The following is a 14,011-nucleotide window of genomic DNA, read 5'->3' on the forward strand; positions in this document are numbered from 1 at the left end:
GTCATGCAACAGAACACTCATAAAGGCTGGATTGCCTGGTTCGCGCACAATCCGGTGGCTGCAAACCTGCTGATGGTCTGCATCATTGTTGCCGGTGTCTACACAGCAATGAACATTCGAACCGAGGGTTTTCCGGGGTTTGAGGCCAATCAGGTTACGATCTCTGTCGAGTATAAATCAGGTGCTGCGCAGGAAACTGAGCGTGGTGTGACGGAAAAGATCGAGCGTGCTTTGACGGGTACTGAGGGCATCAAGAAAGTCACCAGCACATCTACGGCAAGCAACTCCACGATCATCATTGAAAAGTCCTCGGGAACTGATCTTGATAAGCTGCTTTCTGATGTGAAGACGAAGGTGGATGCTGTATCCCTGCCGTCAGCAGCCGAGAAGCCGGTTGTCGTTCGGGCCGAAGAGATTGAAGATGCCATTCAGGTTGAGATTTTTGGTGATGCTGATCCTGATGTTTTGGATACGGTTGCGCGCCGGATTAAAGACCGGCTGTTGGAAGATCAACTGATCCCGTCTGTCACCATTAGTGGTGAGCGCACTCAGGAAATTTCCATTGAAGTGCAGGAAGATGCGTTGCAGCGCTATCAGCTCAGCTTCTCCGAGCTTGTCCGTCAGGTAGGCAACTTCTCTCTCATCTCGCAGCAGGGCAGCCTGAAGAATGAGAATGGTCGCATTCTGATCAAGGCTGATAAACAGGGCTACTTCCTGCAGGACTTTGAGAGCATTCCCGTGATCACGCTAACGGATGGTACCGTGGTCAGATTGCAGGATGTTGCCAAGATTACAGATGCCTATACAGATGACCGCTCCATCTATCTCTATCAAGGACAGCCTGCCAGAAAGCTGAGTGTTCAGTTGATCGGTAAAGCCAGTCTTATTCCGGCTGCCGTTCGTGCTCGCGAGATCATCAATGAAGTGCAGGCAGAAGGTAGTTTGCCGACCAATATTCAGTTCGATTTCTGGGAGGATGAGAGCGAGAACATCTCTGACCGTCTTTCCCTGATGCTGAAAAATGGCCTCATGGGTATGGGCCTTGTGCTTGTTACCCTTGCGCTTTTCCTCAACCTGCGTACTGCCTTCTGGGTGGCTATGGGTTTGCCGATTGCCTTTGCCGGTGCGCTTGCGCTGATGGGGGATGGTTTCTGGGGCATGACGCTCAATGAGCTGACGACCTTTGGCTTTATCATTGCGCTCGGTATCGTGGTGGATGATGCGATTGTTGTGGCGGAGAGTGCACACAGTGTCACTGAGAAGGAAGGAGATGGCATTGATAATGTCATCAAAGGGGTGAAGCTGGTTGCTACACCTGCGATCTTCGGTGTGCTGACAACAATTGCTGCATTCTATCCCATCACATTGGTGACCGGGCGTTTGGCTGAGATCTTCTCTGTGTTTGCCTGGGTGGTGGTTTTCTGCCTCGTCTTTTCGATCATCGAGTCCAAGTTCATCCTACCTGCGCACTTGGCGCACCTCAAACACAATGCAAAGCCAAACAATCCGCTTTCCCGCGGATGGAAGGTGATCCAGAATGGTGTAAGTGCTGGGTTGGAGCGGTTTAAGCAGAGTGTTTATCGTCCAATGGTCAAGCTCAGCCTGAGAATGCGGTACTTGTCTGCTTTGGGCTTTGTGGTGCTTTTTGTGGCTGTGGTCTACATGGTGCCGTCCGGCATCGTGCGCGTGGTGTTCTTCCCGGAAATCCCTCGTCAGATTGTGACTGCGACCTACAAAGGCGAGCCTGATCTTGGGTATGGCCGCTTGTTTGCTGAGGCAAACCGTATTGAAGCTGCCGCGCATAAGCTGAAGGCGCAGCTTGATGCGGAGAGTGACACCGATATCTCCCCAATCACTGGCATCGAGATGCAAGCCAGTGATGATGGCACTGTGACGGTCCTTGCGATTGCAACGCCGCCGCTGGAGCGCAACATCACTTCCAACGAGATTGCTGAACGTTGGCGTAAGCTTGTTGGGCCGGTTGAGGGAGCTCAAACCATCAAGTTTGCAGCTGATGACTTTGACTTTGCGGACTTTCGCGTTGAACTGCTGCTTGACGATGTAGATCAGCTGATTGCAGCAAGCCAATACGTGGAAGACATGCTGGCGACGCAGGCAGGTGTTTTGTCTGTAACCAATGACTTCCGGGCTGTGCGTGGTCGCCTTAACATTGAGCTGACGGACTATGGCCGTTCTGTTGGTCTTACGACCTCCGCGATTTCCGAGCAGGTGTTTCAGGCTATTGGCGGTGCGGAGATTCAGGAGTTTCAGCGTAATCAGCAAGAAGTGAAGGTGCGGGTGCGTTACCCGGAGGCTCAGCGTAGCTCAGCCGCCGCTCTGCAAACGCTCTATGTTCGCACGCCTGCTGGTGATCCGATCCTCTTGTCTTCTGTTGCCAATCTACATTCTGATCTGACCGTTGATGAGATCTATCGCAGCTCCCGCAAGCGTGTTGCGACGTTGGATGCCCAGATCAACAAAGACGAAATCTCGGCGGATACGCTGGTCACCTACTTCAACGAAGAGCTTTTGCCTCAGCTGCAGGCGAAGTTTCCCGGTGTTGCCGTCGACTTTGGCGGAGAGGTTGAGCAGCAGCGGGAAGCGATTGGTGGTTTGATCACGGCCTTCGGGATCACGATCATCGCGATCTATGTTCTGCTTGCGGTGCCGTTGAAGTCCTACACGCAGCCGATCGTGGTTATGATCGCTATTCCGTTTGGTATTACAGGTGCGATAATGGGGCACTGGATTGTTGGAATTCCGGTCTCAATCCTCAGCATCAACGGCATTCTTGCTCTCAGCGGTATTGTAGTGAATGACAGTCTGCTGCTTGTCTCTGCGTTCAATGATAACCGTGCGAAGGGAATGCCTATCCGCCAGGCTCTGGTGGCAGCAGGAACTCAGCGCATGCGTGCCGTTATCCTGACTTCAACGACAACCTTTGCCGGACTGGCTCCGATGATCTTCGAAACCGCAGAACAGGCCCAGTTCCTCATTCCAGCAGCAGTTTCGCTTGGCTTCGGCATCCTCTTTGCAACCCTGATCACGCTCTTCCTGATCCCAACCTTCATGATGATCCTCGAGGACTTCAGCCGGTTGAAAGCGGTTGTATTGAGGATTGCATCGCCCAAGGCGGTGAAGGCAGATACGCCGGAGATTACTGCAGCGGGGGAGTGAATATAGTAGAAAGCAGCTTTGTTATGTGAGGCTAGAAGCTTTTGAGCTTACTTAATCAAAGAGTTGAGATGTGTGATTGCTGATTAAAACAGAGCATATATGTAATTTGAATTTGCCATCGGGTTGTTTTTTATTAAATTTTCACCCTATGATTGTGAATCGGTTCAGAAAGAACTCAGAGTATAACGTGGTCGGTAATATTATGTTTGACTATAAAAACGCTTCCAAAAAAGAACTAAAAGAAGAGTACAATAGAATTGCTGCTGATATGGGAGATGATCAATTCTTTACAAAAAAAGAGTTGAACTACCTACCAGAAGTTTTAATGGATGGAGAGCAAGTATTAGCATTTACATCAGGATTGATGGATGGAAATACTTGGCTTATCACGCTGACAGATAAGCGTGTAATATTCTTAGATAAGGGTATGCTTTTTGGCTTGAAACAAACAACGGTTGATCTTGATAAAGTGAATGCGATTTCTGGAAAAACCGGATTGATGTTTGGTGAGATTGTAATCACTGACGGTGCAACAGATCGAGAAATCAAGAATGTCTGGAAGAAGACCGTCAAGCCATTTACGAACAAAGTTCAGGCAGCACTCGAAGCCAGAAAACAACCTGTCAGTCAAGGAAGCCAAGAGGTCGATGTATACGATAAGATTGGCAAACTTGCTTCTCTGATGGAAAAAGGACTATTGAGCGAAGAAGAGTTCAACGTTGAGAAGGCAAAGCTCTTGTCCTCATAATGGAACATCTAATTTTTGTTGGTGCTCTAATATTAGCTGTTGTTCTCTACTTTGCATTAGGGTTTTTGATTAAGCTATTGTGGGGCTGGCTTCCTCTCGCTATCGGTCTTTTAATTGGTGCTGTTGTTTCAATTATGGGTGGATTATCAGGCATTGTGATAGCTTTGGTAGTAATTGTCGTATCGGTGATAGTCACTGACAAATGGCATTCAACCGAAGTCTTTCTTAATGTTGAGGAAGCTATTGAGAGAAAGTTTCATATCAAAGACTGATTGTGAGCCATAATACGATTGGATAACTGAGGCCGTCGGGCGCATTCAAAAAACTGCTAGTGATAGTTAGTCACATTATTGGCTCTTTTCCCTCATCCGGCCTTTGGGAGTTTGAAACAAGATATAGGGAATCTTAGAAATGTGTTTTCTTGGATTCCCACCCAATTTGCAATGTCTGCATTCATCCAGAATGTCTAACGTGGTTGTAGACTCTTACATGTTAGAATTTTGATGAATAATTGGCATATTTTGCATATTTAAGTGGGGCTGCTTTTCTCTAGCTAAAACTCGCAAACATAACGATCTACCTGATATAATTTTGGTTTTTCAAAACAAAAAAGACACCTTGCGGTGCCTTGTCGTCTCAATCTTCTTTTAAAGAGAGATGGTAGCGAGGGAGGGACTTGAACCCCCGACACGCGGATTATGATTCCGCTGCTCTAACCAACTGAGCTACCCCGCCATCCGGTGCGCTATGTTGCGGTGGTGACCGCCGCGCTGTGAGGGGGTGTATAAGGCCCCAGACGGGTGTCGTCAAGCGTTCTTAGCTAAGTTTTGTGGAAATATGCCTTCTTGTGAAAAACTCCATGAAAACCTAGGGTTAATGCCAATTTCATTGAGGTTTAACTGCCGGTTGTGACTTGGAGTTGCGAAAATAATCGAAAATCTTTCCAACCCGATATTCCTCAAATGGATTTCTTAGGCTGCGTTTGCTCAGAAGACGGTGACTGAAGGCTGGCTGATGTTGTCGTGGGGGCAATAAAAATGCCCCGCAAGGTGTTTATGCCAAGCGGGGCCACTGTTTCATAATTGGCTTGCAGTTTAGCTTGCTGGGAAACCCGCTGCTTCCCAGCTCTTGCCGAGCAGGGCTTTTAGAGCGGCTTCTGCGCCTTCCTGCTTTTCGGCGCGCTGGATCCAGCCGCCACCAAGGACGCGAGCTTCCTGTCCTTCTTTATCGAAGAAGACACAAGCCTGACCTGGAGCGACGCCCATTTCACCCGCGACGAGCTCTACCTGAATGTTCTCACCATTCTTACGTAGCACTGCTTCGGTTGGTGGGCGAGTGGAGCGCACTTTGGCGTAAACTGTGATGCCTTCTTCTGGCAGGTCGTCCAGAGCTCCCGGGCCAATCCAGTTGACTTCGCGCAGCAACAGATTGTGTGTTGCTAGGGCTTCTTTGGGACCGACAATCACACGGCGGCCATCAGCATCCAGATGGACAACATAGAGCGGGTCGCCTGTTGCAACACCGATGCCGCGGCGTTGACCGATGGTGTAATGAATAATGCCGTTGTGCTTGCCCAGAACACGGCCATCCACGTGCACGATGTCACCTGGTTCTGCTGCATGCGGGCGCAGTTTGGCGATGACATCGGTGTAACGACCTTGCGGTACAAAGCAGATGTCCTGACTGTCATGCTTATCGGCGATTGCCAGATCAAACTCTCGGGCCAGTTCACGTACTTCCGGTTTTGTCATGCCGCCAAGAGGGAAGCGCAGGAAGTCTAGCTGTTCCTGTGTGGTGGCAAACAGGAAGTAGCTCTGGTCACGGTCCAGATCGACAGGGCGGAACATGGCAAGCTGGTTGCCTTCCATACCTGTGCGAACATAGTGGCCAGTGACGAGCACATCCGCACCTAGATCCTTGGCTGTTTCCAGTAGGTCTTTGAACTTGACGGTCTGGTTACAGGTGACACAAGGAATTGGAGTTTCGCCGTTGATGTAACTGTCGGCGAAGCGTTCGATCACTTGCTCTTTAAAGCGGGACTCATAATCCAGAACGTAATGTGGGATGCCAAGCTTTTCTGCAACACGGCGGGCATCGTGGATGTCCTGCCCTGCGCAGCAAGCGCCCTTGCGTTGGATTGCTTCGCCATGATCGTAAAGCTGCAGTGTGACGCCAACGACATCATAGCCTTCGCGCTTCATCAGTCCGGCAACGACTGATGAATCTACGCCGCCTGACATGGCAACAACCACCCGTGTGTCTTCCGGGCGGCCGGGCAGGCCAAGACTGTTTAGCATTCCAAGTACCTCATCCTGTAGGCGCGTTTGAAAAGAGAGCCATATCTATAATGCAACGAGCAGAATTCAAGCTTGGGAGACATTGAAATCCGAAGTGCAGATTAGTTTCTTTTGCTTGCTTAGTGCTTGTTGCGCTTTGGCGATGGCTAAGCGCAAACTCTCATTTTTAAACGCTTCGCATGCGTACGCTTTGAGCGTGTTAGTTGGCGGGAATATACCTAAAACTCGACGGAAGGCCAATCTTTTTGATTGAGGCATTTTGCAGGCTGGGCATTTGTTGCCGGGAGGCGGCAAATAAGTCGGTGCTATTTGGTTGTCTGTGTAAGATTGATTTGGCTTATCTTGTTGTAATTAATGGGTAATTTGGATTTATATAACTGGCCTGCTATTTGCATATCTGCGCGCAAGATATCTTTGTCATCGCTTTTGATGATACGTGCTGCGTAGTTTGAGGAATATATGTCGCAACCTGCCTTGCTGAGTTTGAATAGCCCAGTTCAGCCGCAAACACCTGTTGGACCTGCTTTGGGGCAGGGTGGTAATGCGCTGCTTGGCGAAGGTGTGCTTGGCCAAAATGCGGATCTTTTTTCCAACCTTCTGGCGAAGGCTTCTGAAGGCGATGGAGCTGCTGCAACGACAGTAGATCTGTTTTCAGGTGCCTTGAACGCTGGTGGAGACCTACCTGTTCTCAATCCAGAACTTGTTCAGCAAGAGGCTGGAGAAGATGACGTTGCTGGTTTGGCCGCAGATCTTTCGGTTTCTGCGACTGCACAGGTTTCGGCTGCTTCTGAAAATCTGAGCGTGATTGCTGGTGTTCAGGGGACGGGCGCCGGGCAAACTATAGCCGCTGGTGTTGTAGCGCCAGTCGCTGATGGTACGAAGGCTCCGTTTGTACCACTGCCGCAGAACGTGACTGGAAAATCTTCTGGAAGTGGTGAGCAAGGTAGTGGTGTTAAGGCGGTAGGAAATGCTTCGGCACCAGCTGTTGACGCACAGCAGGTTGCTGAGGTTGTTGCTCCAATCACGAGGGGGGAGCAAATTGCTCCGCTTGCGAATGAGAATATGCAGGATGTTGAGCTGGCAGCTGCAACGCTTAAAGAGCGTGGTGGGCAGATCTTGCCGCTTGGCTCCAACGGGGATGTTGAGGCTGCTCGTTCTATAGCTGTTAAAGCTGAGAATGCTGGAGTTACTGGGCAGCAGGATGCTGCAAGCTCTCGTGGTGCAGCTGCTACTCCTCAAGAGACTGTTGATAGTGACACCGTTAAGCCTGCTGAAGTGCGGGTCGTTCAAGCTGAAACAACCATCAATCCTGTTGTGCTGCCGAAGACAGATGCCGCAGCAAATGTTGACCCTGAGCTTGTTGCACGTGCAGCGGATGCCGTGAATGCTGGTCGTGTTGGCGGTGAGCAAGTGCAAACTACAGTCGCTACCAGTGCATCCTCGCAGTCTTCAGAGGCAGTAGATGGGAAAGTGCAACAGCAGCAGGAACTGGGCCGGGTTGAAGCGCCAAAAGTGCTTGGACCTCATCCTAGTGTAAAGGCTGAAGGTGCAGTAACATCCGAGGAGACTGTTCAACCAGCTGCAAAAGTAGCGGCTGATGCAGCGTCTGAACTGGCAAAAGCTGCGGATGTTAAGAGTATCAAGGTGCAGAATGAGCCTGCGCAAACTCAGCCAGTATTCTCAAAAGACAATTCTCAGTCTGCAGTTACCACTGATGATGCTCTAGTCGAGAGTGATGTGCAGGATCAGAAGCCAGTTCTTGTCCGACGTGCAGATCGGTCTGGACCGGGTTTTGTTGGAAGTCAGCAGCGTGCAGCGCAACCAGTATCTCAGGAGGGGGATGGTCAGATCATCTTCCCTAATGTGACAGCAAAAGCTGAAGCTGCAGTGAAAGACGGTGAGCAGTTGGCTCAGGTGCAGAAAACAGCAGGTGAAACAGTGCAGCAGGGTGCTGAAAGCAACGTCCGCGTTGCTGAACAATCCAGCCGAACGGCCTCTGTTGCCACTGCGGCGGCTCCATTGACTGCTAATAACAAAGTCAATGGCGGCTCTACCCAGAATGTCTTTGTTTCAGAAGGGGCAGCAGAAACTGCAACGGGTTTTGAGGTAGAAGAGCAAGCGAGTGTTCAAGGCAAGGCTGTTGAGCAGACTGCATCTACTAATAAAAAGACTGGAAGCGCGCCGGTTGTTGTTCAGGTGAAGGTGCAACAAGCCCCTGAGCAAGGAACGGCTCCTACAACATTTGGTTGGGGACTTGCAGCAGGACCGTTGGATGGATCTGAGGCTGAGCTGAATTGGGAAAGCTCTGAGGCGATCTCCAGCACAGCGTCCCGTTCTGAAAATGCTTACCGCTCTATGGGCTCGCTGCCAACAGCTACTCTAAGAAATGTGGCTAACTCTGTTTGGCCAGAGATTGCACGTCAGGTGAGTGGTGGTGTGAACCGGTTTGAGATCAGGCTTGATCCGAAAGAGCTGGGTTCTGTCGATGTATCTATTGAGTTTGGCAAGGACGGACGTGTTCGTGCGCACCTGATTGCTGAGCGTCCAGAAACGCTTGAACTTTTGCAGAAAGATCAACGTGGATTGGAGAAAGCGCTTCAGGAAGCTGGCATTGATGCTGATAAGAGTTCGCTCCGCTTTTCTTTAGGACATCGGGACGGCGGTTCTCAGGATGCTCATCAGCAGGATGGTCGTGATCCGCTCGTTGCTCAGCTGGACAGAGCTTCTGATGATGCGGACCTTCTGGATGACACCTATCTCGCTTCTAACAGAGTAAATAATAGTTCCCGCGCTGGTGGCGTGGATATTTCGGTTTGATGCCGTTTTGAGGAAATAGAAAATGACTACTATTAACGCGCTGACACCGAATGCAGGCTCCTCTGGCTCAAGCGCTCAGAACAGCATCAATGCCAACTTTGATCTGTTCATCTCTTTGCTCACCACACAGATCCAAAACCAGGATCCACTGGAGCCGCTCGATTCGTCCGAGTACACGAATCAGCTCGTTCAATACACGATGGTTGAGCAACAAGTTGCAACAACAGAGAAATTGGATGAGCAGCTCACTCAGCTCAAAACGCAAAGTGCGAGTCAGTTTGTAAATTATATCGGTAAGGAAGTGACCGCTCAAAGCTCAACAGCTCAGCTCAAGGATGACAAGGCATCCTGGAATCTGGATGCCGTTTCTGCTGGTAAGGCGACTGTTACTATTAAGAATAGTGAGGGCGCTGAGGTCTATCAGAAAGAGATTGATCTGGTTGAAGGCGACAATACCTTTGAATGGGATGGTGTGGCGACAAACGGCACAAAAGCTGAAGATGGCGCCTATTCCATTGATATCATTACGAAGGATGCCAACGGTGAACCTTTCGCTGTTCAGACTGAAGTGAAGGGCACTGTGGATGCCGTAGACTTCAGTACCGGCGACATTATTTTGCATATGGGCGATCTGAAAATTCCGGTGGGTGAAGTCACTGGAGTCAATGGAATTCTCTAGTAGTTAATATCCACTAAGATTCCCGGTTATGAATCTTACCAAAAGATTGATGGGGGCTTAGCCAAATTTTAAGCGCCTTGTTCTAGTCTCATGCTCAGCTTGGTCATGGTTTGTGTGAGAGTAGAATGACCGAACATATTCGTTCACGAGTAAAATACGTCATCGGTCCCGATGGGAGCCCTTTGACGATAGCGGATCTTCCACCCACTTCTACGAAGCGGTGGGTTATCAGGAGAAAAGCTGAAGTGGTTGCGGCTGTGCGTGGAGGCTTGTTGTCTCTAGATGAAGCCTGTAACCGGTATACTTTGACTGTTGAAGAGTTTCTGTCATGGCAGAACTCGATCGATCGTCATGGATTAGCCGGGTTGCGCGCTACACGCGTTCAGGACTATCGCAGCAACTAGTAAGCTTCAGGCAAATAAAAGGCGTGATGCCCAAACAGGTTTGAGGTTCTGAAAAGGCCGGCTGTTACAGCCGGCCTTTTTGTATGTTGTAGCCACATTTTGTACATTTTTAAGCATTAACCATGATGTCTTAACTGCTTCGGCAAAATCTGCCGAACAGGCCGCCCAAGATTCATTCGAGTCTTCAAAAGGCTAGTCAAAGGCCTTTCCTGCGATATTCCACAATGCTTCTTTGTGGGTAGAGTTCCCGTTTACCGATTATTAGGGCTTTGTTAACCTTTTGTTAACTTTAAGGCGGGCAATTTTTACCTACCAGCAAATCAGGGGCAAATCACACCGTATTCCAAGGTGTTGAGAGTATTGCTGGTGCTTTTTGAATGAGCGATTAAAAAGTACGGGGCGGCAACTGTGAGTGGAATCCTTGACTTCTTGAAAGGACTTGGGCCCGCGCGTTTGGCAGCGATGGGCGCGATGGCTGCTCTGTTGATCGGCCTGTTCAGCTTTATCATTGTCCGCGCGACTGCACCGCAGATGGTGCCGCTCTTTACAGACCTCACTCTTGAAGATGCAGCGGCTATTGTCAGCCAGGTTGAATCTCAGGGTGTGTCCTATGAGCTGGGTGTGAATGGTCGCAGCGTTCTTGTTCCTCAGGAAAATGTACATCGTCTTCGTATGACGCTGGCTGAAGCGGGCCTGCCATCTGGTGGTGGTGTTGGCTACGAGATCTTCGATAAGACCGATACGCTTGGCGCGACGAGTTTTGTGCAGAACCTGAACCGGACACGCGCTCTTGAAGGTGAACTCTCCAGAACAATCAGAAGCATTGGCCGAATTGCATCCGCGCGCGTTCATCTGGTGATCCCTGAAAAACAACTGTTCCAACGAGACCGTGAACCGCCAACAGCTTCTATTGCAATTAAAGTGCAGGGGTCTCTGACTAACGGTCAGATCCGCGCTATTCAGCATCTGGTTGCAACTGCGGTTGAAGGGCTGGAGCCTTCTTATGTTTCTATCGTTGATGAGCGCGGCACACTGCTTGCCAGCGGAACCGGCGATAAAGAAGGTCTTGCTGGCGGTTCTTCTCTGGACGAGCGACGTTTGACTATGGAGTCCCGCCTGCGGCAACAGGTTGAAGAGATCCTAAATAACGTTGTTGGAACAGGTCGCGCGCGGGTGCGGGTTGCTGCGGAAATCAACTATAACCGCAAAACTGAAACGCAAGAGCTGTTTGACCCTGATGGGCAGGTGCTGCGTTCTTCTCAAAGTAAAGAAGAGAATGCGTCCTCCACTAATGGGGAAGACACTGTTTCTGTTGGCAACCAACTGCCAAATGCGGATGCTGCAGGAAGCTCAGCAGGTTCCAAAGACTCCTCCAATGTTTCCGAAGAGATCCTGAACTATGAGATCTCCAAGAGTACTGTGACAGAAATCTATGAGGCCGGCGGTCTGGAGCGTTTGTCTGTAGCTGTTCTGGTTGATGGTACGTACACCACCAGTGAAGATGGCACGCAGACCTATCAGCCGCGCAGCAGAGAAGAGTTGGAACAGATTGCTACTCTCGTGCGTACTGCTGTTGGCTTCAGCAAGCATCGTGGTGACACCGTTGAAGTGGTGAACATGCGCTTTGTGGAAGCGCCGCTGTCGGACTTCGCTGATGGCGAAGGCGGATTGTTTGACTTCACTCGCGCTGACATCATGAAGTTTGCAGAGCTGGGTGTTCTGTTCGTGATTACCGTTCTGCTGCTGATTTTTGCAGTGTCTCCGCTGATGAAGCGTATCCTTGCCAAGGATGACGAGCCTGAAGCAGCCATTGAAGGCGGCGGTGTACAGATGCTGCCGGATGGTACGCTGGTTACCGAAAGCCCTGCGCAGGTTGAAGGCATTGTGGGAGAGATGGAAGCGGTTCCAACTGAAATCCCAACAGCTGAGTGGATCGAAGATGCCAAGATGCAGGCGGCTCTCCACCAGAGCTCTATTAAACAGATAAGTGAAATGATTGAAGATTCTCCAAGCGAAGCGGTCAACATCGTTCGCGGTTGGCTGAACGAGGCCGCATAAGATGAGTGAGGAGATTGGCGCACACGAGATCACAGAAACGGCTTTAGCTGTTACCTCTGAAGTGGCAGAACGAGAGCTTGGTGGAGCAGAACGGGCAGCCGTTCTGCTTTTGGCGCTTGGGCAGGAGTACGGCAAAGCGATCTGGGACGGGCTTGACGAGATTGAAGTCCGTCAGGTTTCCAGCGCTATGGCGAGCCTTGGTCCTGTGACGCCGACCATGCTGGAAGAGCTGTTTGTTGATTTTCTGAAGCGTCTTTCAACCCGTGGTGCGCTGAACGGCAACGTAGACGTGACTGAGCGGTTGCTGAACTCGTTCCTGCCTTCTGATCGCGTTGCGATAATCATGGAAGAGATCCGTGGTCCTGCTGGCCGTAACATGTGGGAGAAGCTCTCCAACGTTCCGGAAAACGTGTTGGCGAACTATCTGAAGAACGAATATCCGCAGACCATTGCGGTGGTTCTTTCCAAAATCCAGAGTGATCATGCTGCCCGCGTTCTGGCGCTGCTCAATGAAGAGCTGGCCTTGGATGTTGTGAATCGCATGCTGCGTATGGAATCTATTCAGAAGGACATTCTGGAGAAGGTTGAACAGACGCTTCGTATTGAGTTCATGTCGAACCTGTCTCAGACCAGCCGTCGTGATAGCCATGAGATGATGGCAGACATCTTCAACAACTTCGACAGACAGACGGAAGGTCGTTTCCTGGCAGCGCTTGAAGAAGATAGCCGCGAGTCTGCCGAGCGTATCCGCAATCTGATGTTCACCTTCGAGGATTTGCTCAAACTGGACTCTGGTGCCTGTCAGACTTTGCTACGCAATGTGGAGAAGGATCAGCTGGCGATGGCGCTGAAAGGGGCTTCTGAGACTGCTGTCGCGTTCTTCACGGCCAACATGTCGGCCCGTGCTGCGAAGATGCTGCAGGAAGACATGGACAATATGGGACCAGTTCGCCTTCGTGAGGTGGATGAAGCGCAGAACGGTCTTGTGTTGAAAGCGAAAGATCTGGCTGCTGCTGGCGAAATCACCATCAATAAAAAGAAAGGGGAGGACGAGCTTGTCTACTAATCTTTCCTTTTCTCTGCTGTTTCAGGAGGCTTGCTGATGGTTACGGTTATGCCTCAGGGCGCAGTTCGTCAGCGTTTTCTGTTTGATACCAAATCCATCGATGAGGTTGAGGCTGCTGCTGTTGTTGAAGATGCGCCTCCACCAGAGCCAACGATTACAATTGCTGAGCACCAACAGATTTTGAAGGCGGCGGAAGAAGCGGCTTTCGCTCGTGGTGAGATGCAGGCGCGGCAGGCGATTGCTGAGCAGCAGAAGCTGAGCGCACAGGAAGAGCTTATTGTTCTGCGAGAGCGGCTGGAAGTGGCGCTTGGTGATCTTGAGAACCAGCTTCGAGCACAAGAGCAGAACCTTGTGAGCATGTGCTTTTTGATTGCGCGCCGCCTTTGCAGTCATCTGATCGCGCGGGAGCCTTTGGCTGAAGTGGTGGCGCTGCTGTCCGAATGCCTGGCACCGCTGCGCAAGATCCCTCAGATCCTCATTGAAGTGCCGACAGAAGATACGCACGCATTGGAAGAGATGGTTGAGGGCCTTGTTCTGAACAGCAGCTTTGAAGGCAAAGTGCATGTTGTGAAGTCTGAGAGCATGTCTCGCGGTGATTGCCGGATTGAATGGCCGGATGGTGGAATTATTCGTGATCGTCGCAAGACGGTTGAGCATATTGAACAAGTCATAAAATCTCACTTTGATGCCCGTGAGCGGGCCAGTTGGGCTGAGTGATTTTAGTTTTTGCCTATGATTGGAACGGTTTAAGGCCGGTGCCGGATC

Annotated in this window: 10 protein-coding genes and 1 tRNA gene; 9 read left to right on the forward strand and 2 right to left on the reverse strand. The window is 50.5% G+C overall.

Annotated elements, in window-relative coordinates; all coding sequences use genetic code 11:
* The first annotated feature begins 3 nt into the window (after positions 1–3).
* The 3 genes from PJE062_RS04560 (at position 4) to PJE062_RS04570 (ending at position 4,197) form a co-directional block, all read left to right on the forward strand.
* Positions 4–3,177: an efflux RND transporter permease subunit gene (locus PJE062_RS04560; RefSeq protein ID WP_008548103.1), complete on the forward strand. Its 3,174-nt coding sequence runs from the start codon at positions 4–6 to the stop codon at positions 3,175–3,177.
* A 187-nt stretch (positions 3,178–3,364) separates the two neighbouring features.
* Entirely contained in the window at positions 3,365–3,925 is a 561-nt protein-coding gene (locus PJE062_RS04565) for a PH domain-containing protein (protein WP_198136822.1), read from the forward strand.
* Positions 3,925–4,197 carry a hypothetical protein gene (locus PJE062_RS04570; protein ID WP_037036092.1) on the forward strand — a complete coding sequence of 91 codons (273 nt, stop codon included), beginning with the start codon at positions 3,925–3,927 and terminating at the stop codon, positions 4,195–4,197. Before PJE062_RS04565 ends, PJE062_RS04570 begins: the two co-directional genes overlap by 1 nt.
* Before the next feature lie 386 nt (positions 4,198–4,583).
* Here PJE062_RS04570 and PJE062_RS04575 read toward each other — a convergent pair.
* A tRNA-Met gene (locus tag PJE062_RS04575) sits at positions 4,584–4,660 on the reverse strand.
* A 359-nt stretch (positions 4,661–5,019) separates the two neighbouring features.
* A complete protein-coding gene (gene mnmA, locus PJE062_RS04580) occupies positions 5,020–6,222 on the reverse strand; it encodes a tRNA 2-thiouridine(34) synthase MnmA (RefSeq protein WP_008548118.1) in 1,203 nt (400 codons plus the stop codon).
* A 459-nt stretch (positions 6,223–6,681) separates the two neighbouring features.
* Between mnmA and PJE062_RS04585 the strand changes: the two genes are divergently transcribed.
* From PJE062_RS04585 to PJE062_RS04605, 6 genes are all read left to right on the forward strand, one after another.
* Positions 6,682–9,039 (forward strand): flagellar hook-length control protein FliK, encoded by a 2,358-nt coding sequence (locus tag PJE062_RS04585; RefSeq protein ID WP_008548167.1) that lies wholly within the window; start codon positions 6,682–6,684, stop codon positions 9,037–9,039.
* A 22-nt stretch (positions 9,040–9,061) separates the two neighbouring features.
* A complete protein-coding gene (locus tag PJE062_RS04590; RefSeq protein ID WP_008547458.1) occupies positions 9,062–9,718 on the forward strand; it encodes a flagellar hook assembly protein FlgD in 657 nt (218 codons plus the stop codon).
* 125 nt (positions 9,719–9,843) lie between these two features.
* A complete protein-coding gene (locus PJE062_RS25950) occupies positions 9,844–10,122 on the forward strand; it encodes a DUF1153 domain-containing protein (protein WP_054784903.1) in 279 nt (92 codons plus the stop codon).
* Positions 10,123–10,530: 408 nt separating this feature from the next.
* Positions 10,531–12,180, forward strand: a complete 1,650-nt coding sequence (gene fliF, locus PJE062_RS04595; protein ID WP_083793211.1) for a flagellar basal-body MS-ring/collar protein FliF — start codon at positions 10,531–10,533, stop codon at positions 12,178–12,180.
* Between the two features lies 1 nt (position 12,181).
* Positions 12,182–13,246: a flagellar motor switch protein FliG gene (locus PJE062_RS04600; protein WP_008547484.1), complete on the forward strand. Its 1,065-nt coding sequence runs from the start codon at positions 12,182–12,184 to the stop codon at positions 13,244–13,246.
* A 36-nt stretch (positions 13,247–13,282) separates the two neighbouring features.
* The gene (locus PJE062_RS04605; RefSeq protein WP_008547785.1) at positions 13,283–13,963 is read left to right on the forward strand and encodes a FliH/SctL family protein; all 681 of its coding nucleotides are present in this window, start codon (positions 13,283–13,285) and stop codon (positions 13,961–13,963) included.
* Positions 13,964–14,011: the final 48 nt, after the last annotated feature.

The sequence above is a fragment of the Pseudovibrio sp. JE062 genome (genome assembly GCF_000156235.1).
In the GTDB taxonomy this organism is placed as follows: Bacteria; Pseudomonadota; Alphaproteobacteria; order Rhizobiales; family Stappiaceae; genus Pseudovibrio.